The 24,208-nt window shown below is 74.6% G+C and carries 18 protein-coding genes; 7 read left to right on the forward strand and 11 right to left on the reverse strand.

What is annotated here, in order from left to right; translation table 11 throughout:
* Window positions 1-18 precede the first annotated feature (18 nt).
* The gene (locus FHU30_RS41720) at window positions 19-273 is read right to left on the reverse strand and encodes an Atu4866 domain-containing protein (RefSeq protein WP_253883266.1); all 255 of its coding nucleotides are present in this window, start codon (window positions 271-273) and stop codon (window positions 19-21) included.
* 128 nt (window positions 274-401) lie between these two features.
* Between FHU30_RS41720 and FHU30_RS41725 the strand changes: the two genes are divergently transcribed.
* The gene (locus FHU30_RS41725; protein ID WP_253883267.1) at window positions 402-1,247 is read left to right on the forward strand and encodes a helix-turn-helix transcriptional regulator; all 846 of its coding nucleotides are present in this window, start codon (window positions 402-404) and stop codon (window positions 1,245-1,247) included.
* 775 nt (window positions 1,248-2,022) lie between these two features.
* On the opposite strand, the gene FHU30_RS41730 is transcribed toward FHU30_RS41725, so the two are convergent.
* Complete coding sequence (locus FHU30_RS41730; RefSeq protein ID WP_253883268.1) at window positions 2,023-5,592, reverse strand: hypothetical protein; 3,570 nt, start codon at window positions 5,590-5,592, stop codon at window positions 2,023-2,025.
* A 109-nt stretch (window positions 5,593-5,701) separates the two neighbouring features.
* On the opposite strand from FHU30_RS41730, the gene FHU30_RS41735 reads away from it, so the two are divergent.
* Entirely contained in the window at window positions 5,702-6,712 is a 1,011-nt protein-coding gene (locus FHU30_RS41735; protein WP_253883269.1) for an EamA family transporter, read from the forward strand.
* A 244-nt stretch (window positions 6,713-6,956) separates the two neighbouring features.
* Here FHU30_RS41735 and FHU30_RS41740 read toward each other — a convergent pair whose 3' ends face one another.
* A complete protein-coding gene (locus FHU30_RS41740; RefSeq protein WP_253883270.1) occupies window positions 6,957-8,039 on the reverse strand; it encodes an ABC transporter permease in 1,083 nt (360 codons plus the stop codon).
* Between the two features lie 14 nt (window positions 8,040-8,053).
* Entirely contained in the window at window positions 8,054-9,022 is a 969-nt protein-coding gene (locus FHU30_RS41745) for an ATP-binding cassette domain-containing protein (RefSeq protein WP_253883271.1), read from the reverse strand.
* Between the two features lie 121 nt (window positions 9,023-9,143).
* Here FHU30_RS41745 and FHU30_RS41750 point away from each other — a divergent pair, with 121 nt between their 5' ends.
* The 3 genes from FHU30_RS41750 to FHU30_RS41760 all read left to right on the forward strand — a co-directional run bounded on the left by FHU30_RS41750 (window position 9,144) and on the right by FHU30_RS41760 (window position 13,941).
* Window positions 9,144-9,926, forward strand: coding sequence for a TetR/AcrR family transcriptional regulator (locus tag FHU30_RS41750; RefSeq protein ID WP_253883272.1), 783 nt, complete (start codon window positions 9,144-9,146; stop codon window positions 9,924-9,926).
* Between the two features lie 406 nt (window positions 9,927-10,332).
* A complete protein-coding gene (locus tag FHU30_RS41755; RefSeq protein ID WP_253883273.1) occupies window positions 10,333-11,745 on the forward strand; it encodes an AI-2E family transporter in 1,413 nt (470 codons plus the stop codon).
* Between the two features lie 381 nt (window positions 11,746-12,126).
* Window positions 12,127-13,941, forward strand: coding sequence for a glycoside hydrolase family 3 protein (locus FHU30_RS41760; RefSeq protein WP_253883274.1), 1,815 nt, complete (start codon window positions 12,127-12,129; stop codon window positions 13,939-13,941).
* A gap of 277 nt (window positions 13,942-14,218) precedes the next feature.
* On the opposite strand, the gene FHU30_RS41765 is transcribed toward FHU30_RS41760, so the two are convergent.
* A complete protein-coding gene (locus FHU30_RS41765; RefSeq protein ID WP_253883275.1) occupies window positions 14,219-15,328 on the reverse strand; it encodes an alpha/beta hydrolase in 1,110 nt (369 codons plus the stop codon).
* A gap of 197 nt (window positions 15,329-15,525) precedes the next feature.
* Here FHU30_RS41765 and FHU30_RS46695 point away from each other — a divergent pair, with 197 nt between their 5' ends.
* Window positions 15,526-16,299 (forward strand): phosphatase PAP2 family protein, encoded by a 774-nt coding sequence (locus FHU30_RS46695; RefSeq protein WP_308211492.1) that lies wholly within the window; start codon window positions 15,526-15,528, stop codon window positions 16,297-16,299.
* 5 nt (window positions 16,300-16,304) lie between these two features.
* Window positions 16,305-16,493 carry a hypothetical protein gene (locus tag FHU30_RS41775; RefSeq protein ID WP_253883276.1) on the forward strand — a complete coding sequence of 63 codons (189 nt, stop codon included), beginning with the start codon at window positions 16,305-16,307 and terminating at the stop codon, window positions 16,491-16,493.
* Window positions 16,494-16,546: 53 nt separating this feature from the next.
* Here the strand turns inward: FHU30_RS41775 and FHU30_RS41780 are convergent, their stop codons facing one another.
* The 6 genes from FHU30_RS41780 to FHU30_RS41805 form a co-directional block, all read right to left on the reverse strand.
* The gene (locus tag FHU30_RS41780; RefSeq protein WP_253883277.1) at window positions 16,547-17,113 is read right to left on the reverse strand and encodes a GNAT family N-acetyltransferase; all 567 of its coding nucleotides are present in this window, start codon (window positions 17,111-17,113) and stop codon (window positions 16,547-16,549) included.
* Between the two features lie 122 nt (window positions 17,114-17,235).
* Window positions 17,236-17,994 (reverse strand): SDR family oxidoreductase, encoded by a 759-nt coding sequence (locus FHU30_RS41785; protein WP_253883278.1) that lies wholly within the window; start codon window positions 17,992-17,994, stop codon window positions 17,236-17,238.
* A gap of 108 nt (window positions 17,995-18,102) precedes the next feature.
* Entirely contained in the window at window positions 18,103-19,227 is a 1,125-nt protein-coding gene (locus tag FHU30_RS41790) for an AAA family ATPase (RefSeq protein WP_253883279.1), read from the reverse strand.
* Window positions 19,211-19,999, reverse strand: coding sequence for an RNA ligase family protein (locus FHU30_RS41795; RefSeq protein WP_253883280.1), 789 nt, complete (start codon window positions 19,997-19,999; stop codon window positions 19,211-19,213). The genes FHU30_RS41790 and FHU30_RS41795 overlap by 17 nt, the downstream gene beginning before the upstream one ends.
* Window positions 20,000-20,096: 97 nt before the next feature.
* Window positions 20,097-21,491, reverse strand: a complete 1,395-nt coding sequence (locus FHU30_RS41800) for an MFS transporter (protein WP_253883281.1) — start codon at window positions 21,489-21,491, stop codon at window positions 20,097-20,099.
* Between the two features lie 106 nt (window positions 21,492-21,597).
* Window positions 21,598-23,898 carry a cytochrome P450 gene (locus FHU30_RS41805; protein ID WP_253883282.1) on the reverse strand — a complete coding sequence of 767 codons (2,301 nt, stop codon included), beginning with the start codon at window positions 23,896-23,898 and terminating at the stop codon, window positions 21,598-21,600.
* Between the last annotated feature and the right edge of the window lie 310 nt (window positions 23,899-24,208).

Below are 24,208 nucleotides of genomic sequence, written 5' to 3' on the forward strand. Positions count from 1 at the left end.
TGACCCGGCGGTCTTTGGTCATGACGGGCCCTCCTCCCGGTACAGGACGAGGTGCTCGTGGTAGAGCACGCCTTCTCGCACGTCGCCGGTGGCGGTGAAGCCCAGGTCGTCCTGGTAGTCCAGGTGGGTGCCCGTGACGGTGTAGCGGCCGGTGTAGGCGCGCTTGCGGCCGTCGCGTTCCTCCTCGTAGCGGCCGTTGGCGAGGAGTTCTTGGCGGATCCGTCGGTCGGCGGTGACCCACATACCGACGTACGGATGGGGATTGCCGGGCATGGATGGGCTCCTTCAGATAGGCGGTGCTTCATCGAGTCTGCGCAGGTCAGAGGGGGTTAACCAGGACGTGCGCTGCCTGGGTGCAGCGCACCCAGGCAGCACACCGGGCGCCCGCATAGCCTGGTCGTATGACCGGCAACCACCTGGGAGAGTTCCTGCGCGCGCGCCGCGCTCACCTGCGGCCGGAGGACGTCGGCATGGCGAGCTACGGGACCCGCAGGGTCGCCGGATTGCGCCGCGAGGAGGTCGCCGTCCTGGCCGGGATGAACGCCGACTACTACACCCGCCTGGAACAAGGCCGCGAGCGCAACCCTTCAGGTCAGGTGCTCGACGCCCTCGGCCGCGCGCTGCGCCTCGACGCCGACGCTCGGGCGCACCTGTTCCGGCTGGCCGGGATCGCCCCTGACGAGAGGCCCTTCAGGCAGGCCGCCCGCGAGCAGGTCGGCCCGGCGCTGCGCCAGCTGATGGACGGCTACCCTCACACTCCGGCGTTCGTGATGAACCGCACCCTGGACATCCTGGCCACCAACGCCCTGGCCGACGCCCTCTACAGCCCCTTCGAGCAGGCGGACAACCTGGCCCGCATGACCTTCCTCGATCCGGCGGGCCGGCGCTTCTACACCGACTGGGACCGCGCGGCCCAGGCCACCGTCGCCAACCTGCGCCAGGCGGCCGGCTTCGACCCGGACGACCCGCACCTGGCCGAGCTCGTCCGCGACCTCACTGAGCGGAGCGCGGACTTCGCCCGCCTCTGGAACGCCCACACCGTCCGCGGCAAGACCCAGGACGCCAAGCACCTCCTGCATCCCGACGTCGGCCCGCTCACGCTCACCTACCAGGCCTTCGACGTACGCGACGCCCCCGGCCAGCAACTGGTGATCTACCACGCCGAGCCGGGCAGCGACAGCGCCCAGGCCCTCAACCTCCTCGGCTCCATCCACGCCACCCACCGCCAGAGCGAACCGCACAGGTAGGGCCGCCCCGCCCTGACTGGCGTTCGCCGTCAGGCGTGGAAGCCCTCGATGGTGTCGCGGGCCAGCACCTCGGGCTTCTCGTGCGCGGCGAAGTGCCCGCCGCGGGGCAGGCGGGTGTAGCGCGCGAGGTCGTAGGTGCGCTCGGCCCATCTCCTGGGCGGACGGCCCCGGTCAGCGGAACAGGGCTAGGGCTGCGGGCACGTCCGCCCGCCACACCTGCTGGGCGCCGCATGCAGCTCCCGGGCACCCGCGCCAGCCCGGCGGACGCGTCGGCGGGCAGCCCAACGGGCCGGCAGAACTCCTCGCGTCGATGCGCCACCGCGCCTGACCGACAGCGCGCTGGGGTCAGCAGCGGCGCTGGGGTGAGCAGCGGCGCGGGGCAGGCAAGCGCGCACGCGTCGGCAGCGCATGGTGGGCAGCGCGCATGGGTGGGCAGCCTGGCGAGGGCGGGCAGCGTCCGAAGTGAGCTGCGCGGCAGGGTGACGGCGAAGCGAGGTGACCAGCGCGGCAGGGGGACCGGCGCGGCAGGGGTGACCAGCGAAGCGGGGTGACCAGCGAAGCGGGGTGACCAGCGCGGCAGGGGGACCAGCGCGGTGGCGGGCGCCGACATCTCACGTCCCCGACCGCGGCCCCTTCTGCGGCGTCGGCAGCACGGACAGCTCGCAGTAGCGGCGACATTGCCCGTTGGCGGCCGCGCCGTCCAGGTAGCCGCGGCAGCGGGACGGGACCGCACACCCCACCGTCCAGCGGGGACGGGGGTGGGCGCTGGCGCTGGTCAGGGGGTGGTGAGGTCGTCGGCGACGCCTTCGAAGTCGCCGGCGGTGAGCGTCAGGGAACCCGAGTCGCTGATCGCCTGCGTCGCCGCCGCGCGGCCCAGGTTCCGCGTCGCGGCGCGGTCCAGGTACGCCTCGACCAGCCGCGCGCCGGTCACCCGTCCGCGTCCCCGCATCGAGGCAAGGTCGCGCCGCACCACCGGCCACGCATCCTCACCGATCCGCAGCCGCCGCTCCTCCGCGAGCAGCCGCAGCAGCGCCTCCCGCTCGCGCGGCTGCGACAGGTCCGGCAGCCGAACGGCCCGCAAGTCGGTCACCAGCTCTGGCGCGGCCGCCGACAGCTCACCCACCCGCGCGGGCGCGCACGTGCCGAGTAGCGCGGTATCGCTGACGCCCTCCAGGCGTGCACGCGCGAGTGCCGCCGAGTAACCTGCACCGCGCGCCTCGTCCAGGACGAGCTTGTCCAGGCCGTCCAACAGCAGGACGTTCCCGGCGTGACTCGCCAGCAACTCCGCGAGCCCCTCCGGGCCGTTCGCCGCGACCTCCTCCGCGCGGACCGTCCGGACCTCGCCGCTGCCCGCCTCGACCTCCGCCAGCGCCCGTGCCGCCATCCGCGCGAGGCGGCGCTGCCCGCTGGACGGCTCGCCGATCAGCAGCAGGCCCGGCGCCGACGCGCTCGACACCTCCTGCCCGCGCAGCCGCTTGGCCCATTTCCCGCGCCGCCGTACCTCGGTCACCACGCGCTCGATGTCGTCCGCCCCGCACAGGAACCGGATCCCGTACGCCTCGGCGATCCGCGGCCCCTGCGCCGGAGCGGGGGGCTGCGGCGCGGGCGGGATCGGCTCGGCCACCGGCGGCGGAGGCGGCGGCAGCGCCGGGGCGTCCGCGGTCGTGGCGTCCGACGCCCACGACCCGGCCGCCCCCATCGCCGGAGCCTCCCCGCCCCACGCGCCGCCCGCGTCCGCCGTGGTCGCGTCGACCGGACGCGCCGGACGTCCCCGACCCGGATCCATCTGCGTCGCCTCGGGATCGGCCGACCGGTCCATCCAGGCCGGAACGCCCGCGCCCGGCGGCGGCCCCGGCGGAGGAGCCGCAGGCCCCGCGGGCGGAATCCGGTAGGACGGATCCGCCGTCGTCACACCCTGCTGGAACCCGCCACCGGATCCCCCGGGAACGCCCTGCGGATTCGACGGCCGCGCACCCGCGTCGGACGACCCGCCAGAAGCACCACCCGAACCGGGACGCTCGGCCGCGGGACCCCCGCCGGGCGAGGCCCATCCGCCCGCACCGGGATCTCCGGACGACGACCCGCTCGTCCCGCCACGGTCAGAACCGGCCCCCTCGGAACTCAGCACCGTCGGGGGCGCCGGGCTGTATGCGGGCGCAGCACCGGGAGCACCGCCCGCCGGAGGCACACCAACGGACCCGAACCCGGCCGCAGGAGCCCCCGCCGAGCCACCGGAAACCGGCGCACCCGAGCCACCGCCAGCGCCGAACGGCGCCGCTGCGTCGGGGCCACCCGCGGGCGGATAACCCGGTGCCGAAGGCATGGCAGAAGCGGCTGCGCCGGAACCCCCTCCAGACGGGTTGCCGGGCGCGGACGAGCCGGAACCCCCTGCAGGCGGATACCCCGGTGCGGGGGGCGGGCCGAAGGGCGGCGCGCCGGGGGCAGCGGCGGGTGGGCTGCCTGCGGGCGCGGCGGGGGTGCCGCTTGGCGGTGGGTACATGGGGTCGCTGGGGGCGCCGGCGGGTGACGGGTGTGGGGGGTCGTTGGGGGCGGGGTGGTTGCCGGGGCCTGGCGGGGGCGGAGGCGGAGGGATCCTCGGGAGGCCGGACGGGCCGGGGGAGGCCGCGGGGTCGCCGGGGGCGCCCACCGAACCGAACGCGGCGCCCGGCTGGTCGGCGCCGGGGGCCGGGACCGGCGCGCCCGCCGGCGGAGGCGGCGGGGCGGCGTCCGGGCCGGGGGCCGGGGACGGGGACCCCGGCGGGACGGGCGGCGGCGGGCCGCCCGCGACCGGGCCCGACGGCGGGTCGGGCGTGCCGGACGGCGACTGGGACGGCTCGCGCTGCGCGGCCAGGTGCGCGCGGGCGGCCTTGATGATGTCCCACGCGCTCAGCTCGTCGGTGGACGGCGGGGTGTGCATCGCCGGGGACATCAGCTCGGCCGCGACGGCCTGGGGGAGCGCGAACCCGGTCGCGGGCGGCGTCACCTGCGCCAGCCGGCACCAGGTCAGCCCCAGGCTGTAGGTGGTGACCAGCAGCGACCCCAGGGTGTCGGAGTCGCCGCGCAGCACGTCCGGAAGGCGCCCCTCGCGCGGCCACAGCACCCGCAGCGGATGCCCCGGATCGGCCAGCACCGCCTGCAGCACGCGCGCGCTGTCGGGGTCGAGCCAGCGCTGCAGCGCCGGCAGGACGTTCGGCGCGGCCTGCAGGTCGGCGGCCAGGACCGCGACACCGGCGCGGCGGACCGCGTCGTGGCGCCGTCCCGGCGCGGACGTCCCGGCGGTCATGCCCTGCTGGCCCGCGCCCTGCGTGGCGCCCGGGCCGCCGAGCATCCCGGTGCCGGGCAGCTCCTCGCCCGCCAGATCGGCGACGATCTGCTGCAGGTCGTACAGCGACAGCCGCAGGTGCTCGCCCGGCGCCGCGTCGCGCATCATCGGGATCGCGTGCTCGGCCGGGCAGCGCCGCCGCCACTCCGCCAGCACCGCCTGCTGCCCGTACCGGGCGGTCGCCAGGTCCTGCGGCACCAGCCGCAGCGACGCCGCCGTCACCGCGGCGAGCGCGTCCGCGCCCGGACGGAACCGCTCGTCGCCCGCCAGGCCCGCCGCGACCTCGTACATCACCCGCGCGACGTGCGCGGCGCCCGCGCCGTCGCCCATCACCAGCCGGGACGCGTAGTAGCCCGCGAGGGTGGAGAAGTCCGGCGGCATCATCCAGTGCAGCCGGTCGGCGGGCGTGGTGAGGAACGGCACGAACGACTCGATCAGCGGATGCTCGGTCAGCGCGACCGGCGCGCCCGCGCACCACAGCAGCGCGCCCCATGCCGCCGCGACCGTCGAGGGCGTGCCGGGCTGGAACATCGGGTCGTGCTGCTGGAACTGCTGCGGGTCCACCGCCAGCGCCGTGGTCAGGGCCTGGGAGATCCGCGCGACGACGGCGGTGTCGGGGACCGGGCCGAGGAAGCCCGCCGACACCATCCGCCCGGCGGCCAGGTCCGGGCCGGTGGGGAACAGCTGCGGCGGGACGGGCGGGTTGCCGGCGCCGCGCGGCGCGGGCATCGCCGCGTTCCGCGACGCCGAGTCCGGCGGCGGCGGGCACGGGTGCCACGTGCCGTCCAGGCCGCACCGGTACCAGCGCCCCCACGCCCCGTACAGCCACCACTCGCCCGCGCCCCACAGCATCCGCGCGACGATCTGCTCGGCGCGCTGCTGCGGCGGCGCCGACGCCCACCACGGCGAGGCCACCAGCTCCCGGACGTTGCCCTCCACGGCGGTGAACAGGTCGCCCCGATCGCCCGCCTGACCGCCTCCGCCGTGCCCGCCCGGTCCGGTCCCCGCTGCCTGCTGGTTCACCCGGCGAATAGTAGTCCTCCGGCGACCATCCGGGAGGAACGCGACCATCGACATGTAAGTAGCGATATGGCACTATGCTCCTGAACCCGGAGCGCAGGAGGACACCTCATTGGCGTACCCCGAAACCGGCGCGGGCCGTCACCGCGCCGGCGGACTGGCACTGATCATCCTTTCGTCGGTCTGTTTCGGCGGCTCCGGGCCGTTCGGCAAGGCCCTCATCGAGGCGGGGCTGAGTCCCCTGCAGGCGGTGTGGATGCGCATCGCCGGAGCCGCGGCCGTCCTGATCGTGCTGTCGGCGGCCCTGCGCGGCCGCGCCGCCTGGACCACCGTCCGGGCGAGCCTCGCCCCGCTGGCCGCCTACGGGGTCGTCGCCGTCGCCGGCTGCCAGGGCCTGTACTTCCTCGCCGCGTCCCGCCTCCCGGTCGGCGTGGCGATCCTGCTGGAGTTCTGCGGGCCCGTGCTCGTCCTGGTGTGGATGCGGCTGGTGCGCCGCACCCCCGTCCGCCGCTCCGCCGCCCGCGGCGTCGCCGTCGCGATGGTCGGGCTCGCGCTGGTCGTGCAGGTCTGGCAGGGCCTGCGGCTGGACGCCCTCGGCCTGGCCGCCGGGCTCGGCGCCGCCGCCTGCCAGGCCGCCTACTTCCTGCTGCTGGACCGGATGGGCGACGCCGTCGACCCCCTCGTCACCAACGCCGCCGGGGGGTTCGTCGCCGCCGTGCTGCTGATCCTCCCCGCAACGCCCTGGGCGATGCCCTGGCACGTCCTCGGCGACGCCGTCCCGATCGGCGGCCACACCGCGCCCGGCTGGGTCCTGGCCGCCTGGATCATCGGGATCAGCACCGTGCTGGCCTACGTCACCGGCAACATCGCCGTCCGGCTGCTGTCCGCCCAGATCGCCGGAGCCCTCTCCTACACCGAGGCCGTCGCCGCGACGCTCATCGCCTGGATCGTGCTCGGCGAACACCTCACCGCCGTCCAGCTCGCCGGCGGCGCGATCGTCCTCACCGGCGCCTACCTGGCCCAACGCTCCGTCACCCCCTCGAACCCCACCCCCGCCGCACCCGACACCCTCCCGCTCACGCCGGAACCCCCCATCCCCGCCGAATCCACCACCCTCACCTGACCCCCACCACCGACCACCTCCACAGCTGATCTCGTGCGCTCGGCCGGTGCGGTCGGCCCCACGCGGCTGATCCCGTACGGACGGCTCCGCGCGGCTGACCCCGCACGCCTGAGCTCGCGCGCTGACCCTGCGGCTGACCCGCACGAGCGGAGGCGCGTTCGGGCGTGCGTGGCTGCGGGCGGCTGCGGCCGGGGAGGGCTGTCGTCGGACGGACGGGAGCCGGTCGGCCGGTGCGAGGCGGGCATTAGGCGTTCTCGCGGCGGAAGCGGTGGGTGCCCAGGGTCACCGACACCAGCACCAGGACGGCGGTGACGGCAGCGCCCTCCAGGACGGACGGGGAGGAGAAGTCGCCGCGGAACGCCGCCCGCGCGGCATCGACCACGTACCGGAACGGCGTGCATCGCGACACCGCGTCCAGCCAGGTCGGGGCCATGTCCATCGGCAGGATGATCCCCGACAGCAGCATCAGCGGCAGCGTCACCGTCGACAGCAGCGGCGCGAATGCGTCCTCCACGCGCGTCGCCATCGCCAGCACGTAGGACAGCGAGGCGATGCTGAGCGCCAGCAGCGCCACGAACACCAGCCCGACCGCGATGCCCCACAGGGGCGCGCGCAGCCCCAGCACCACGCTCGTCGCCAGGAGCATCACCGCCTGGACCACCAGCAGCAGCGTGTCGCGCAGGACCCGGCCCAGCAGCAGCGCAAGGCGCGACACCGGCGTGACCCGCAGGCGTTCCACCACCCCCGACCGCAGATCGGCGATCAGCCCGAACCCCACGAACCCCGCGCCGAACAGCGCCAGCTGCACCAGGATGCCCGGCACGAACGCCCGCCAGGTGTTGCCGCCGCCCGCGCCCTGCACCCCGCCGATCTTGCCCAGCAGCGGACCGAACAGCACCAGGTACAGCAGCGGCTGCGTCAACCCGAACGCCACCCCGACCTTGTTCCGCAGCATCTGCCGCACGTACCGCAGGAAGATCAGCCGCGTGTCGCGCAGCGTGCGCGCGACACCGCCCCGTTCCTCCACGAACCCGCCGTCCACAGCGGCGGCGCCGCTCCCGCCCAGGCCCCCGCCGTCACCGGAACGGCCGTCCCCTCCCTCACCCGAACCGCCGCCCCGCCCGCCACCCGAGCCGTAGTGCCGCTCGTTGCCGGGACCATCGTGCCGCTCGCGACCGGGACCGCCGTGCCGCCCACCACCCGAACCGTCGTGCCGCCCGCCACCGGGACCGTCGTGCCGCCCGCGACCGGGGCCGCCGTCCCGCTCCTCGCCGGGGTCGCCGCCCCCGCCGAGGCCGGACGGGGTGTTCGATGTCGTCGTTGTCATGTCTCTCCCTCGCATCAGGCCGCGTCCCGCAGGGAGCGGCCGGTCACCGTCAGGAACACGTCGTCCAGCGTCGGGCGCGCCATCCGCAGCGCCGCCAGCTCCACGCCCGCGCCGTCCAGCGCGCGGACCAGGCCCATCAGCGCGCGCTCGCCGTCGTCGACGGTCAGCCGCAGCGCGCCGTCCAGCACCGTCGCCTCGCGCACCGACGGATGGTCGGCCAGCGCCGCGCGGGCCTTGCCCGCGATCTGGTCGAGCGGCTCGCCGGACGCGGCCAGCTCCAGCGTCACCACATCGCCCGACACCCGGCGCTTCAGCTCGGCGGGGGAGCCCTCGGCGACGATCCGCCCCCGGTCGATGATCAGGATGCGGTCGCACAGCGCGTCGGCCTCGTCCAGGTAGTGCGTGGTCAGGAACACCGTCGTGCCGTCGCGGTCGCGCATGCCCCGGATGTGCTCCCACAGGTTGCCGCGGCTCTGCGGATCGAGGCCGGTGGTCGGCTCGTCCAGGAACAGCAGCCGCGGACGGTGCACCAGCCCGAGCGCGAGGTCCAGCCGCCGCCGCTGCCCGCCCGACATCGCCGCCGACGGACGCGCTAGCAGGCCCTCGCCGTCCAGCTCCAACCGCCGCGCCAGCTCGCCGATCCGCGCCGCCGGATCGGCCACCCCGTACAGCCGCGCCTGCAGCTCCAGCTCCTCGGCCGCCGGGACGGACGGATCGGTGCCGCCACCCTGCGCCACGTACCCGATGCGCCGCCGCACCCCGGCCGGATCGGACCGCAGGTCGCGGCCCGCGACCGTCGCCGTACCCGCCGTCGGCGCCAGCAGCGTGGTGAGCATCCGCAGCGTGGTGGTCTTGCCCGCGCCGTTCGGGCCGAGGAACCCCACCACGTCCCCGGACGCGACCGAAAGGTCCACCCCGCGCACCGCCTCGACGGTCCCGCGCCTGCCCGTGAAAGTGCGGGCGAGCCCGCGCGCCTCGATCACCCAAGCCTCCAAGATCACCTCGACCCCGCGCCGCGGCGACCACCGCGACAGAGATAGAGTAACCCCAATTTTGCAGTCACACCAACTTTTCAGCGACGCCAGTCGGCCTAGAATCGGGTCCATGGCCAAGCAGACCGCGCCGGACGACACCCACGACGACGCCGAACCCCGCCTCGGCCTGCGCGAACGCAAGAAGCGCGAGACCCGGCGGCGCATCGCCGACATCGCCACCGGGCTGTTCATGATGCGCGGCTTCGACAACGTCACCATCGCCGACGTCGCCCGCAACGCCGACGTGTCGGTGAACACGGTCTTCAACTACTTCCACACCAAGGAAGACCTGTTCTTCGACCGGCAGGACGAGATCCTCAGAGACGCCGCCGACGGCTTCCACGCCCGCCGCCCCGGCGAGTCCGCCGTCGCGTTCTACCGCCGCAGGTTCTTCGAGGGCCTGGACGAGGGCTCGTTCCAGACCGGCTTCCACGAGGGCGCCGAGGTCTGGGTCCGCACCGTCACCGACAGCCCCGCGCTGATGGCCCGCCAGCGCGAGATCGGCCAGCTCGCCCAGGACGCCCTCGCCGCCGTCCTCGCCGAGGAGACCGGCGCCGACCCCGACGACGTGACACCCCGCATCGTCGCCGCGATGATCCACGCCGCGCAGTGGAGCCTGGTCGGCGAGATCACCAAGCGCAAGCTCGCCGGCGAGACCCTGGAGGAGATGCGCGACAGCGTCCACGCCGACGCCGCACGCGTCTTCGACCTGCTGGAACACGGCATCGGCGACTACGCCGCCAAACCCCGCCTCACCGCCCTCCCCGCCGACGCACCGAACGAAGCCGACGCCGACACGACCGCGCCGTCCTTCGGCGACCACATCAGCCAGACCGTCGCCGACGACGACTGACCCGCGCCCACGCACACGAAGCAGCACCGCCCCGGCGGCGGCGTTGCACTGTGCACCGTGCGCCCGCGCACAAAGCGGCGCCGGTGCGCGCAGGTCTCGCGGGCGTTCCACGCGCGCGCGAGGCAGAGCCGTCCTGGCGGCCGTGTGCTGTGCACCATGCGACCCGCGCACGCACGAAGAGGCGCCGGTGCGCGCAGCTGCCGGGGGCGTTCCACGCGCGCGAAGGGAAGCCGCGCTGGCGGCTGCGGTGTGTTTTGCACCGTACGACCCGCGCACGCGCGTGAGGCGGGGCCGGAGCGCGTAGGTGCCGCGGGCGTTCCACGCGCGCGCGAAGCGACGGCAAAGGCTCGTTCCGCATGCGCGGCATCCCAGTGGACGGGACGGACCGCGCCGCTAGCGTCCTCGCATGGCGCAGACGCCCGCAGCCGGCGCGGACGGCCCCACCAGCAGAGGCGACGAAAGCAACGCACACGACCCGACCGGCGCGGACGACCGAACCAACGCGAACGCCTCGACTGACGCGGAGGGCCCGACCACCGCAGACGACTCAACCCGCGCGGACGCCGGAACCAGCGCGGACTCCTCGACCCGCGCAGATGGCCCGACCCGCGCAGATGGCCCGACCCGCGCAGATGGCCCGACCCGTGCGGACGACTCGACCCGCCCGTCCAGCGGAAACAGTGCGGGTGACCGGACGAGCGCGGGCGGCCGGGGTGGTGCGGGGGCTGCGCGGATGCCGGTGTGGTTGCCGCGGGCGTTTGTGCTCGCCGCGGCGACGGTCGTGGCGTTCGGGGTCGGGTTGTGGCTGCTGGACCGGCTGCGCGGCCTGATCATCCTGCTGGTGATCTCGCTGTTCCTGGCGTTCGCGATCGAACCGGCCGTGAACTGGCTCGCCGACCGCGGCTGGCGGCGCGGCGTCGCCACCGGTGCGATGTTCATCGTGCTGGCCGTGCTCGGCGTCGGGTTCGTCAGCGTCCTCGGGTCACTGCTGATCCACCAGACCACGACCCTGGTCGACAACGCGCCCCGGTACGCCGACGAGATCATCGACTGGGTCAACCGGTCGTTCGGCGCGCGGCTGTCCAAGCACACCCTGGTCAGCAAGATCCCCGCGGTGAGCGGCGAGCTGTCCAAGCACCTGTCGGAGGTCGCCGGGAACGTGTGGGGGATCGGCGCGACCGCGCTCGGCGTGCTGTTCCAGGGGTTCGGCGTGCTGCTGTTCACCTTCTACCTGTCGGCGCAGGGCCCGCAGTTCCGCCGGACGGTCTGCTCCCTGCTGCCCCCGCACCGGCAGCGGCAGGTCCTGCGCGCCTGGACGATCGCGGTCGACAAGACCGGCGGCTACATCTACTCCCGCGCGCTGCTCGCCGCGATCTCCGCGGTGTTCCACTACGCCGCGCTGAGCCTGCTGGACGTCCCGTACGCGCTCACCCTCGCCCTGTGGGTGGGCGTCGTGTCCCAGTTCATCCCCACCGTCGGGACCTACCTCGCCGGGGTCGTGCCCGTCCTGATCGCGCTCACCCACGCCCCCTCGACCGCGGTGTGGACGCTGCTGTTCATCATCGCCTACCAGCAGTTCGAGAACTACGTCCTGCAACCGCGCATCACCGCCCGGACCCTGGACATGCACCCCGCCGTCGCGTTCGGCGTCGTCCTCGCCGGCACCGCGATCCTCGGACCCGTCGGAGCGGTCCTCGGCCTGCCCGTCGCCGCCAGCCTCCAGGCGTTCCTGCAGGCCTACGTCCGCCGCTACGACGTCGAGGAGCACCCCCTCACCACCGCCAAGACGACCGGACGCGCCCGCCGCCACACCCGCTGAAGACGGCCGGGCGCGCCCGCCGCCGTACCTGCTGATCCGGCCCCCGCTGCGTCGGCTGAACAGGCCCGCCGCGCCCGCTGGACGGTCCCTGATGCGTCCACTGAGCGGCCTGCCGCGTCCGCTGGTCGGGCGCTGCGGCGCGCGGTCGAGCGCCGGGCCGTCGGGCCGTCATGTCGTCGGGTCCTGCTCTGGACGCGTCGTCCGCGCGGGGCTAGCGTGCGGACCACACACAAGATCGTTCTCGGGGGCGGAAGGGAACGTTCCATGCCTGCACGCATGCCCAAGGCCGTGCGCAAGCCCCGAGCGCCGCGCGCAACCATAGAGCCGCGCGTCCCCGCAAAGCCGCGCGCACGCAGAGCCGGACGTCCGGTCACAGCCGCGTTGACCGCAGCCGTGCTCGCCGCATCGCCGCTCGCCGCCGCCACGTCCGCCCACGCCGACACCCGCGCGCGCACGAGCAGCGCCCACGGACGCGACCCCCGCCTGGTGAAGCTCCTCGGTTCCATGACGCTGCGGCAGAAGGTCGCGCAGCTGTTCGTCGTGCAGATCTACGGCATGTCCGCCGACACCACCGACCCCGCCGACGTCGCCGCCAACCGCTCGCTGTACGGCGTGGACAACGCCGCGCAGCTCATCGCCCGCGACCAGCCCGGCGGCATCATCTACTACGGCAACAACGTCACCGACCCGCACCAGCTCGCCGCCTTCTCCAACGGCATCCAGCGCGCCGCCCGCGCCGCCGGGCACGGCATCCCCGAGACCGTCGCGATCGACCAGGAGGGCGGCATCGTCGCCCGCGTCGGACCGCCCGCGACCCAGCAGCCCGGCGCGATGGCCCTGGCCGCCGGACGCCGCACCGCCGACGCCCGCGGGCTCGCCCGCATCACCGGCGCCGAACTGCGCGCCATCGGCGTCAACCAGGACTACGCCCCCGACGCCGACGTCAACGTCAACCCCGTCAACCCGGTCATCGGCGTCCGGTCCTTCGGCTCCGACCCGGCCCTGGTGTCGCGGATGGTCACCGCGCAGCTCGCCGGATACCGGTCGGCGGACGTCACCGCCACGCCCAAGCACTTCCCCGGTCACGGCGACGCCGACACCGACAGCCACACCGGCGTCCCGGTCATCAAGCACACCCGCGCGCAGTGGGAGGCCATCGACCTGCCGCCGTTCCGCGCCGCGATCGCCGCCGGCGCCGACTCGATCATGACCGGGCACCTGGTCGTGCCGTCCCTGGACCCCTCCGGCGACCCCGCCACCCTGTCCCGGCCGATCGTCACCGGCATCCTGCGCGACCAGCTGCACTACCGCGGCGTCGTCATCACCGACGCCCTGGACATGCAGGGCGTGCGCGACAAGTACGGCGACGACCGGGTGCCCGTCCTCGCCCTCAAGGCCGGCGTCGACACCCTGCTCAAGCCGCCCGCCGGGAAGTTCGCGACCCAACTCGACGCCGTCGTCAACGCCGTCAGGAACGGCGAGCTCACCGAGGACCGCATCGACCAGTCGGTCTACCGCGTCCTGGAACTCAAGCAGCGGCGCGGCCTGTTCCGGAACCCCTACACCGACGAGAGCCGCGTCGACCAGGTCGTCGGGACGCCCGAACACCTCGCAACCGCACGCCGCGCCACGGACCGCACCACCACCCTGGTGAAGAACGACCCGCAGCCCGGCGGCGACCGGCTCCCGCTGCGCCCCGGCGCCCGCAGCGTCTACGTCACCGGATGGGGCGTCACCACCACCGCGACCCTCGCCACCGAGATCAAGAACTACGGCGCGACCGCCGACGCCTTCTCCACCGGCCTCAGCCCCAGCCCCGCCACGATCGCCACCGCCGTCGCCGCCGCCCGCACCCACGACCTCACCGTGGTCACCACCAACAAGGCCTGGGACACCTCCACCGCCACCGGCCACAACGGCCCCGGCCAGGCCGACCTGGTCAAAGCGCTGATCGCCACCGGCAAGCCGGTGATCGTCCTGGCCGTCCGGGACGCCTACGACATCAACGCCTTCCCCGCCGCGCCCGCCTACCTGGCCACCTACTCCTACACCGCCGACGCGCTGCACGCCGCCGCCGCGACCCTGTTCGGCGCCAACCGCCCGCAGGGACGCCTGCCCGTCGACATCCCCGCCGCCGACCACCCCGACCAGACCCTCTACCCCTTCGGCTCCGGCCTGACCTACCCCCGCCACTGACAACCGGCACACCAGAAGGCCCGGCGCGGACCATCTCGCGCCGGGCCTTCCCGCGCCGGGCCTTTCCGCCCCGCGCCGGGCCTTCCCGCGCTCGCGGCTAGGGCCTGTTTCGAAGTGGCCTCGGCCACGCGCGCGAACGCGTGACCAACCCGGGTGCCGCTCGCCTTCGGCGTCGCGGCACCCGGGTTGATCGCGAAGCGATGCCGCGTTCGCCCAGGCACGGTCACGGAGCGAGCCGCTAGGCGAGCGCAGTGGGCCGTGACTGCGTAAACACAGCCTAGCTCTGGACCGCGGACGCGCCGATCGACTGCATCAGCGTCGGCCAGATGAACTGCGCCTCACGCCGCCACGCCGGCCAGTTGTGCCGCCCGTCGCCGTAGATGTGCGCGGTGTAGGGGATGCCGAGCCGGTCCAGCTGCTGCTGGAAGTCCTTGTTCTCGGCGCCGACCGCGATCTCCGACAGCAGCCCGATGTCCCACGGCGCCACCTGCGGGTCGCCGGGCCCGGGCTTGCCGGTCGTCCCGGACGAGAAGAACAGGCCCACCCCGCGCAGCTTGTCCGCCAGCGCCTTCGGGTCGTGCGCCGCCCAGTTCGCGTCGTTCAGTAGCGGGATGCCCCAGATCGCGTTCGGGTCCTGCCCGGACGCCGCGTTCGTCATCATCAGCATCGCCGGGATGCCCGGATACCGCATCGACAGGATCCCGCTCAGCGACGCCGCGTACTTGAACAGCCCCGGATGCCGCGCCGCGTAGTCGAACGCGCCCTGCCCGCCGGAGGAGTTCCCGATCACCGCGCGCGCGTCGCCCGCCCGCAGGTTCGCCTCCAGCAGCTGCCGGACCTCCTGGGTGTGGAAGGTCTCCCAGCGGGGGTTCCCGCCCATGCCGTAGTTGTACCAGTCGGTGTAGGAGCCGTTCGCGGCCTCCGGCATCACGACCATCACGTCGTAGCCCGCCGCCCACGTCGCGATGTCGCTGTTCGTCGTCCAGGAGGTGTAGTCGTCGTTGCCGCCGTGCAGCGCGTACAGCACCGGCCAGGTGCGCGAGGCGTCCGCGCTCCAGCCCTGCGGGACGAGCACCCGCACCTTCACCGACTTGCCGAGCGCGGGGGAGTTGACCGTTAGGTCCACCTCCCGGTCCGACAGCCACGTGGTCGCGGTGATCTGCGCGCCGTCGGCGGCCTTCACGCTCACTGCCGCCGCGGACGGACGCGTCTGGGCGCCGTCCATCGGCCGCGCGGACGCCGCCGGAGCCGCCAACCCGAGCGCGACCGCGCACGCCGCGGCCGCCGCGCCGACCGCCAGGGCCCGGCGGGGACCCGCCGAGCGGGCGGACGCCGCCGGGGGAGGCCCGCCCGGGTCCGGGACGTTCGGAAGGGGACGATCCGGCACCGGCATGGCTCCTCCAGGGGGTACGCGGCGCGGCCCTCCCCTGGCCGCGCGACTGCCGCCGACTGTTTCGCCCCGGCCGCCCGCGTGCTACGCCGGGCAGTGATAAGAATCATGTCCGAAGTTGTCGTGATCTGCGTATCCGGCCGCCCCGGGGTGTGAAGTCACCCCGGGTGATCGGGCATGCTCGAAGGATGCAGGTGCTCCGACCGGGGGGCGGGCGCCTTCCCGGGCGCGCCCTGCGGGCCTGGGCGCTGCCGCTCCTCGCCGCGCTGATCGCCGCCGCCACCGTCCTGGACGTGCTGGCGGGCGGCCTGCTCCGGCACGCCGACGACCGGGTCTTCGCCGGCGGCCTGCCGCCGCGCACCGGCGCCTGGCACTGGTTCTGGCGCACCGTCGTCAACGGCGGCCAGTACTGGCTCGTCGGGACGCTGGTCACCCTGGTCGCGCTGCGCACCGCCTGGCGCCGCCGCAGCCTCGCCACGGCCGTCCGCGCCGGGATCTGGCTGCTCGGCACCGAGGCCGCCATCCGCGCCGCCCAGACCGCCTTCGCCCGCACCCCGCCCCGCACCGGCGCCGACCACCTGTTCACCGGCGGGTACCTGTCCTTCCCGTCCGGGCACGCCGCCAACGCCGCCGCCTGCCTCACCGTCACCGCCGCGCTCCTGCACGCCACCCGCCGCTGGTGGATCGCCGTGCACGCCCTGATCGCCGCCGTGGCGGTCGGGGTCGTCGCGCTCGGCTACCACTGGCCCACCGACGCCCTCGCCGGCTGGAGCCTCGGCCTCGTCCTCGGCGCGATCGGCCGCGTGCTCATCGGCCCCGGCCCGGAGACCGCCAGGCCCGACCGGGGGAGTCCCGGCCCCGCAACCCGGGCCCCGAGGCAGGACTCCCCGGGGCCTCAGATATACAAGAGGCGGCACCGCGTGGACCCGCGGGACTCCGCCCCCGGCACGCGAGCGAGAAAAGGGTGATCCGCATGGCGTTCAAGCGCCCCGCGTTCCTGCCCAGCCTGGACGAGCTGGAAGACCAGGCGCAGCGCCGCTCGGTCCACGGATCGACCCCCAAGGGCCAGTTCGACCACCCGACCGCCAAGTACATCTTCTTCGCCGGGATCGTCCTGGTGGTCGTCGGCCACGCCGCCGGCCTGCTGCTGTTCTTCCTCTGACCGCGCCCCGCAGGTGATGGCGCCTCGCGGGTGGGCGCGTCCCGCGGGAGCGGTCAGGTGTCGGCGAGGGCGTCCCACTCGCGGCGCAGCATCGCGTACACCAGCTCGCTCGCCCACTCGCCCTTGACGAACTCGTTCTCCAGCAGCAGGGCCTCGCGGCGCATCCCGAGCCGTTCCAGCACGCGCGCGGACGCGTCGTTGCGCGCGTCGAGCCGCGCCGCCACCCGGTGCAGGCCCGCGTCCTCGAACGCCATCCGCAGCACCGCCCGCGCCGCCTCGGTCGCGAACCCCTTGCCGTGGTAGGCCGGGTTGAGGATGTAGCCGATCTCGGCGTTGCGGTCCCGGCGGCTGCCCCACTGCAGGTTGACCTCGCCGATCACCTCGCCGCGCTCGCGCCACTCCACCGCCAGCGCCAGCCAGTCGCCCTCCCGGTCCCAGCAGGTCGCGGCCTGCTTCTCCCGCAGGAACGACCGCGCCTCCTCCAGCGACCGCGGCTCCCAGTACAGGAACCGGGCCACCTCCGGAAGCGACTGGTAGGCGTACAGCGCGCCGAGGTCCTCGTCGCGGAACGGCCGCAGATCCAGACGTTCCGTCCTAATCGGGAATACCGGCTTGAACATTCGCCGATCCTACGGTCGCGGCACCGCCCGCGCGACAGGGAAATCCCGACCATGATCCCTACCGCGCGGCGCTCCCGCCAGCGCCGCCGACACCCTGGCCAGGACGCGCGCCGGGACGTCGGTCAGCCGCGTCCCACGAACGAGGGCATCGTCGTCGCCAGCACCGACATGAACTGCACGTTGGCCTCGGCCGGCAGGTCCGCCATGAACAGCACCGCCTCCACCGCGTTCCGCACGTCCATCACCGGCTCGGACCGCACCGACCCGTCCGCCTGCAGCACACCGCCGGTGAACGTGGTGGTCATGTCGGTCGCCGCGTTCCCGATGTCGATCTGCCCGCACGCGATGCCGAACGCGCGGCCCTCCAGCGACAGCGACTTGGTCAGGCCCGTCACCGCGTGCTTGCTCGCGGTGTAGGCCACCGACAGCGGACGAGGCGTGTGCGCCGACACCGACCCGTTGTTGATGATCCGCCCGCCCTGCGGATCCTGGTCGCGCATCATCCGGAACGCCGCCTGCGCGCACAGGAACGCGCCCGTCACGTTGGTGTCCAGGACCGTCCGCCACGCCTCGAACGGCACGTCGGCGATCCCGGCGGGCGCGCCGAACACCCCGGCGTTGTTGAACAGCAGGTCCAGCCGTCCCCAGCGGTCCGCGACCGCGCCGAACAGCGCGTCCACCGACTCCGGATCGGTCACGTCCGCCCGCGCCACCAGCGCGTCGCCGCCCGCGTCGCGGGCCGTCCGCTCCAGCGTGTCCGGATGCCGCCCGGCCAGGACGACCCGGTCGCCGCGCGCCAGCAGCGCCGATGCGACCGCCGCGCCGATCCCCGAACCCGCGCCGGTCACCAGCGCCACCCGGCCGTCCGCCGCGTCCGTCATGATCCCGTCCCCTCTCCCCGGGGAAACCCTCTCATCCGGACGATCACGTCCCGGCAGCCCGGGGTCATGAACGCGTAAGCACCCGCACGCCGGGCGGGCGGCGACCGGTCAGCCGGTGGCGATCCAGTCGACGCGGTGCGCCTCGGTCGGGTCCGGGGTCTCCCACCGCCGGACGAGCCGGTCGATCACCGTGTCCGGCACCGGCGCCGGACGCGCCCGGTTCCGCGACCGCAGCACCTCCGGCGCGGCCTCCAGCGCCGCGACCTCCACCCGCGCCCGGTAGTCGGCGGCCAGCCCGATCGCCTGCCCGCGCAGCTGCCGCGACACGTTCGTGGCGTTCCACACGAACGACTCGCCCGCCCGCAGGTGCACCCGCGCCCGCTCCATCGCGGCCGCCGCCACCGGACGCTGGTCACCCGACGGCGCCACGCCCATCTCGGCGCGCAGCGCGTCCAAACTCACCACCGGCAGCCCCGGACGGTGCGCGGCGATCCAGTGGTCCTTCCCCACACCCGGCAGCCCCGACAGCACCGTCACCGTGCAGCGCGTGTCGTCGTAGGCCGCCCAGTCCGGGTCCCGGTCCGGACGGCGGAAGAACCAGAACCGCGCATGGTCGGACGGGAACGCGCGCGGCGCGTCCAGGCACCGCTGCTCCGCGCAGTATTCGCGGTACAGCGCGATGTTCTCCAGCACCTCCTCGGTGTCGCCGCAGATCCGGCCGAGGATGTCGGCGGTCGCCAGCAGCACCAGGTCGTCGTTGCGCGCCAGCAGGCTCACCCGGAACGCGATCTGCCGCAGGTCCGGACGCTCCAGCGCCCAGAACGGCACCTGGTGGTGCCGCACCAGCGCCGCCACGTGCTCCCGCCACGCCACCGGCGCGCCCAGCTCCCACAGGATCCGGCGCACCATCAGGTCCCCGCGCCGCGAGTGCCCGTGCGCCGTGACCGACCCGTCGTCCTCGTGCCGCGTGCAGTCCGGCTTGGCGATGTCGTGCATCAGCACCGCCGCGAACAGCCGCGCCCGCTCGTCCGCCGGACGCGCCCGCCACTCGGCCGAGGCCGTCAGCGCCTCGCACGCCATCCGCGTGTGCGTGGCGACGTCGCCCTCGGCGTGGTGCACCGCGTCCTGCGGGACACCGGTCAGCCGCCGCACCCACCCGAACGCCTCGCTGATCGCGTCCCACGGCACCGTCCAGTCCGGCGGCGCCGGGCACAGCTCATCCCACACCCGCATACAGCACCTCCGGATCGGCCAGGCCGTTGGCGACGATCGGACGGTCCTGCCAGTGCGTCCCCGCGTCCTGGATCGCGGTGAGGAAGCTCGCCCGCACCCACTTGTAGCGGCCGACCGTTTGGCCGCCCTCCTCCACCTTCAGGTAGAGGCCCTCCATCTCGTCGGCGGTGTCGGTCTCGGCAGCGACCCGGTCCGGATCGGCCCCCGACGCCACCGCAGCCTCGCGCAGCGCCTCCCGCCAGCGCGGCGTCCGGCAGGTGGACGGCCCGACCAGCGCCGTCAGCTCCTTCAGATCGGCCACCTCGCCCGTGCGCAGCACCGGCACCGACACGATCGGCGCGCCGTCCAGCAGCTCGCGCCGCGCGGCGGTCGACAGGAACGTCCCGTCCTGCTGGTCCAGGACGTCGAACTCGCAGAAGTAGTGGGGGAGCGCGTCGTAGAAGACGGTGTGCTTGGCGTACAGCCACTCCCCGTACATCACGTACCGGTCCTTCAACCGCGGCCACAGCTCGTGCTGGACGGACGCCGCCCACGCCTTCAACGGCGCGAACTGCCGCTCCCGCGGCCCGCCGGTCAGGAAGTGCCCGCGGCTCTGCAGCCGAAGCTCACCCGAGCCGGAGAAGCTGATCCCGGCGTTCGCGCCGTCCAGCTTCTCCTCCACCACCAGGTACCGCCCCGCCACCTCACCGAACGGTGCCGCCGACAGGTCGTGGTCGCCCGGTTGCAGCCGGGACCCCTGGAGATGCCGGGTCCGCGGGTACTTGTTCAACATGCCCACGGTTGTACCGGCGCGCCGCAGCCGCGGCCAACCCGTTTTCCCGCCGCTCAGAGGCCGCTCGGGGGCCGCTCGGGGGCGGATCAGAGACGGATCAGAGGCGGATCAGGGACGTGCCCGCCAGCGCCGCCAGCCATAGCGCCGCGCTGACCCACGCAAGGATGTGCAGCCCGCTCGCGAAGGCCGCGCCGTCCAGCGGCGACCCCGCGACCGACCCGAAGATGGCCGCGCCGAGCGCCGTCCCGACCTGCCGGGCGGTGTTGTTGAACCCGCCCGCCAGGCCCGCAAGCGCGGGCGGCGCGGTGCGCATCGCCGCCGACACCGCCGACGCCGTGATCAGCCCGTCCCCGATCCCGATCAGGACCAGCGTCGGCAGCAGCACCGCGTATGGGGAGTGCGGGCCGGTGAACAGCAGCGCCGGCGTCCCGCACAGCGCGATCACGATCCCTGTCCGCACCGGCAGGCGCGGCCCGAACCGCGCGTTCAGCGCGCCGCTCAGCGGCGCCAGCAGCACCAGCGGCACCGCCATCGGCAGCAGCAGCGCCCCGGCCGCCAGCGCCGAGCGGCCCTGCACCTGCTGCAGCCACAGCGTCACCACGAACAGCGTCCCGTTGGTGACCAGGTTCATCACCAGCGACGCGCCGTTCGCGCCGAGGAACGCCGGAGCCCGTACCAGCCCGGACGGGAACAGCGGATCGGCCGCCCGCCGCTCCACCAGCACCAGCGCCACCGCCCCGGCCGCCGCTGCGACCGCCGCCGCCAGCGCCCCGGACCGGTCGCCGTGCCCGAGCTCGATCACCGCCCACACCAGCGCGCCGAGCGTGACCGGCGCGAGCACCAGGCCCGCCGCGTCCAGGCGCCGGTGCTGCCGCCCACCCGCCGGGTCCCGGGGGACCAGCAGCAGGACGCCCGCGACCGCCGCCACCACGATCGGCACGTTCAGCAGGAAGATCCACCGCCAGCCGGGGCCGTCCACCAGCACGCCGCCCAGCAGCGGACCGGCCGGCAGCGCCGTGGACGACACCGCCGCCCACGCCCCCATCGCCCGCGCCTGCTCGCCTGGATCGGGGAACATCCGGGTCACCGCCGCCAGGCTCCCCGGCAGCAGCATCGCCGCGCCCGCGCCCTGCACCGCCCGCGCCGCGACCAGCGACACCGGCCCGGCCGCCAGCCCGCACGCCAGCGACGCCGCACCGAACAGCAGCAGGCCCGCCACCAGCATCCGCCGGTGCCCCAGCCGGTCGCCGAGCGCGCCGCCGCCCAGCAGCAGCCCGGCGATCGCGACCGCGTAGCCGTCGACCACCCCCTGCATCCCGGCCACGCCCGTGCCGAGCGCGCGGCCGATGCCGGGCAGCGTGACGTTGACGATCGTGACGTCCAGCAGCACCAGGAACATCCCGGCGCACACCACCGCCAGCGCCGCGCCCCGCCGCGCCCTTCCGCCGTCGATCTCCCTGGTCTCCGTCCGGATCTCTGTTGGGGAACCCATTGGCCCAGCGTCGCCGACGGACGTTTCGCCGGGCCTCGAAGCGTCCCTGCCGCCTGGCCCGGCGCCCGGTGACTCGATGCGTCCCGCCGCCGGGGTCGGCGGCTGGTCAGCGGAAGGTGACCAGCAGCTCCTCCGGCGCGCGGGTGAGGAGGCCGCCGTACTGCGGGCGGAAGCCGTCGGCCCAGCGCAGCCGGGGGAGCGCCGCAAGCAGGGTCCGGACGCCGATCTCGGCCTCGGCCCGCGCCAGCTGCGACCCCAGGCAGAAATGCCGGCCCGCACCGAACGACAGGTGCCCGGCCGCCGCGGTGAACTGCCGGTCCGGCTCATCGGCCAGCCGGGACGGATCGAACCGGTCCGGATCTGCGAACTGCTCCGGGTCCCGGCCTGCCGCTCCGACCAGGCACGCGACCGTCGCGCCGCCCGGCACCCGTCCGGACGGCAGGTCCACCGCCTCCTCGGTCTGCCGCAGCACCACCTGCACCGGCGGATCGCGCCGCAGCGTCTCCACCCACGCCGCCGCCAGCCCGTCCGGGGCGGCGCGCAGCCCGGCCAGCGCGTCCGGATGGTCCAGCAGGTTCGCCAGCAGCGACCGCATCCCCTTGTCGGTCGTCTCCCCGCCCGCGCCCAGCAGCATCCCGCAGAAGCCCATGACCATCTCGTCCGGCAGCGGCTCGCCCTCCACCTCGGCCGTGCAGAGCACCGACAGCAGGTCGCGGCCGGGCGCGATCCGCCGCCGCGCGACGTACGGGGCGAGGTAGGCGTACAGCTCGTCCCGGGACGACAGGCCGCGCTCCAGCAGCGCCGGGTCCTGCCGGTAGTTGCTCAGGTAGGAGAACCCCGCCTGGTACCAGTCCTGGAACAGCGGCGCGTCCCCGACCGGCAGCCCGAGCGCCGTCACCACCACCGCGATCGGCAGGCGGTGGCAGAACCCGTCCACCAGATCGACCACCCCGTCACCGCGCCGCGCCTTGGACGCCAGATCGGCGACCAGGTCGGCGGCGGTGCGTTCGATCGCCGCGCGTAGCCAGGTCAGCGCCCGGCCCCGGAACGCCGGTGTCAGGAACGAGCGGTGCGCGGCGTGCTCGCGGCCGTCCATCTGCAGGACGGTGCGGCCGAACATCGGCGCGAGCTGCCAGCCGTAGTTGTGCGAGTTGAAGCGCGGATCGGACAGCGCCGCCCGGACGTCGGTGTACCGGCTGACCAGCCAGGCGTCCATCGGCTCGTCCCGGACGACCGGGAACTCCTCGCGCAGCCGCCGGTACAGCGGGTACGGGTCGCGTTCGAACTCCGGCCACAGCAGGCTCGGCGGCGTCAGCGCGGGATCGACCTCCTCCGACCCGCGCCCGGTACAGCCGCCGCCCGCACCGGACGGCCCGCCCGACCCGCCCGCCACCGAACCGGACGCGGCGACCGCCGCGGCCGCGCGCGGACGGTACCGGGGAACCGACCGGTGCCAGTCCAGCGACGCTCGCATCGCCCGCCGCAGCCGGTCGGCGAGCCGTCCGGCGTCCCGCGCGCCGCGCGGCAGGCCGCGGCGCAGGATCTGGAAGTCGGCCGCGCGCGCCGAGATCAGGGTCCGGGCCGCGTCCACCGCCTCTTGGAGCGTTCCAACATGACGCTCGCGGAGCAGCAGCACTAGGTTCGCGCGCTCCCCGAACGCCAGGTCCTTCTCCACCGAGAACAGGTCGTTGGTCCAGGCGATGACGTCAGCCGCCGCCGCGCGCAGCCCCGCGGTCACCGCATCGTCCGGCGGCGCGATCCCGTCCACCGCCTCGAACAGGTCGAAGAACACGTCCGCGCCGAACAGGTCCCGGCGCAGCCCGACGTAACCCGGCAGTCGGGGCAGCCGCCCGCTCGCGCGCCGCTCCACCAGCGAGCACTGCGCGGTCAGGTGCCGCGCCAGGTGCCCGGCGAACCGCTCCTGCCATGCCGGCCCCGCCAGCGCCGACGTCCGCGGCCACAGATCCTCGGCCAGGACGACCAGCATCGGATCGTCCAGAGCCCCGGCGCCCGTCTCGCCGTTCGCCTCGCCGTTCGCCTCGGCGTTCGTCCCGGTGTTCGCATCGGCGCGCAGCACCGCCAGCGCCGATGCCGAGAACTCCGCCAGCACGCCGCCGGCCGCCCACGGGCCGTCGTCCACCCGGTCGTCCAGCAGCAGCACCCACAGGAACCAGCCCATCAGCACCGCCGCCCGGTCCGGGTCCGCCCGCCCGGTCAGCGCGATCCCCAGGTCCAGCAGCCGGGACGTCTCCAGCCGCGCCCGGCCCCGAGGCCCCACCAGCCCGCGCTCCTCGGCCCACCCGCACACCCCGGCCCGCAGCCGCTCGGCGTCGCCGCGCCGCACCGGGCCCGGGAAGGGCAGGGAGATCTCCGGGATCCGGAAACCGGTCACCGTGTCCGTCGCCATCCGCGCCCCCGTACCTAGCCGTCTCGGTCGTGCCCGCGCCGCGGCCCGCGCCCGGCGGCCCGCGCGACGCGGTGCCCCTGGCGGGCCGTGCTGCGGCGCGGAGTCCCGGCGTCATCGGTACGCCGGGCCCGCACGCATCGTGACGGGATCCTGCCGAACGTCCGTTGCCGGGACATGCGGGTTGACCGGGATTTGCCGTCCTGATTCCGGCCCCGTCACCATCCCCGGCTCCCCGCATACGGTCTGTCCATAACTGCGCACCTCTGGAGACCGAAACGGGGAGGGGGTGATCGGCCGGTGCCTGCCGCCG

The sequence above is a fragment of the Actinomadura rupiterrae genome, from assembly GCF_024172125.1.
In the GTDB taxonomy this organism is placed as follows: domain Bacteria; phylum Actinomycetota; class Actinomycetes; order Streptosporangiales; family Streptosporangiaceae; genus Spirillospora; species Spirillospora rupiterrae.

Coding starts and splice junctions, on each gene's coding strand:
- FHU30_RS41720 (WP_253883266.1), bottom strand. CDS start 273: ATGCCCGGCAATCCCCATCCGTACGTCGGTATGTGGGTCACCGCCGAC.
- FHU30_RS41725 (WP_253883267.1), top strand. CDS start 402: ATGACCGGCAACCACCTGGGAGAGTTCCTGCGCGCGCGCCGCGCTCAC.
- FHU30_RS41740 (WP_253883270.1), bottom strand. CDS start 8,039: ATGACAACGACGACATCGAACACCCCGTCCGGCCTCGGCGGGGGCGGC.
- FHU30_RS41750 (WP_253883272.1), top strand. CDS start 9,144: ATGGCCAAGCAGACCGCGCCGGACGACACCCACGACGACGCCGAACCC.
- FHU30_RS41755 (WP_253883273.1), top strand. CDS start 10,333: ATGGCGCAGACGCCCGCAGCCGGCGCGGACGGCCCCACCAGCAGAGGC.
- FHU30_RS41775 (WP_253883276.1), top strand. CDS start 16,305: ATGGCGTTCAAGCGCCCCGCGTTCCTGCCCAGCCTGGACGAGCTGGAA.
- FHU30_RS41780 (WP_253883277.1), bottom strand. CDS start 17,113: ATGTTCAAGCCGGTATTCCCGATTAGGACGGAACGTCTGGATCTGCGG.
- FHU30_RS41785 (WP_253883278.1), bottom strand. CDS start 17,994: ATGACGGACGCGGCGGACGGCCGGGTGGCGCTGGTGACCGGCGCGGGT.
- FHU30_RS41790 (WP_253883279.1), bottom strand. CDS start 19,227: ATGCGGGTGTGGGATGAGCTGTGCCCGGCGCCGCCGGACTGGACGGTG.
- FHU30_RS41795 (WP_253883280.1), bottom strand. CDS start 19,999: ATGTTGAACAAGTACCCGCGGACCCGGCATCTCCAGGGGTCCCGGCTG.
- FHU30_RS41800 (WP_253883281.1), bottom strand. CDS start 21,491: ATGGGTTCCCCAACAGAGATCCGGACGGAGACCAGGGAGATCGACGGC.
- FHU30_RS41805 (WP_253883282.1), bottom strand. CDS start 23,898: ATGGCGACGGACACGGTGACCGGTTTCCGGATCCCGGAGATCTCCCTG.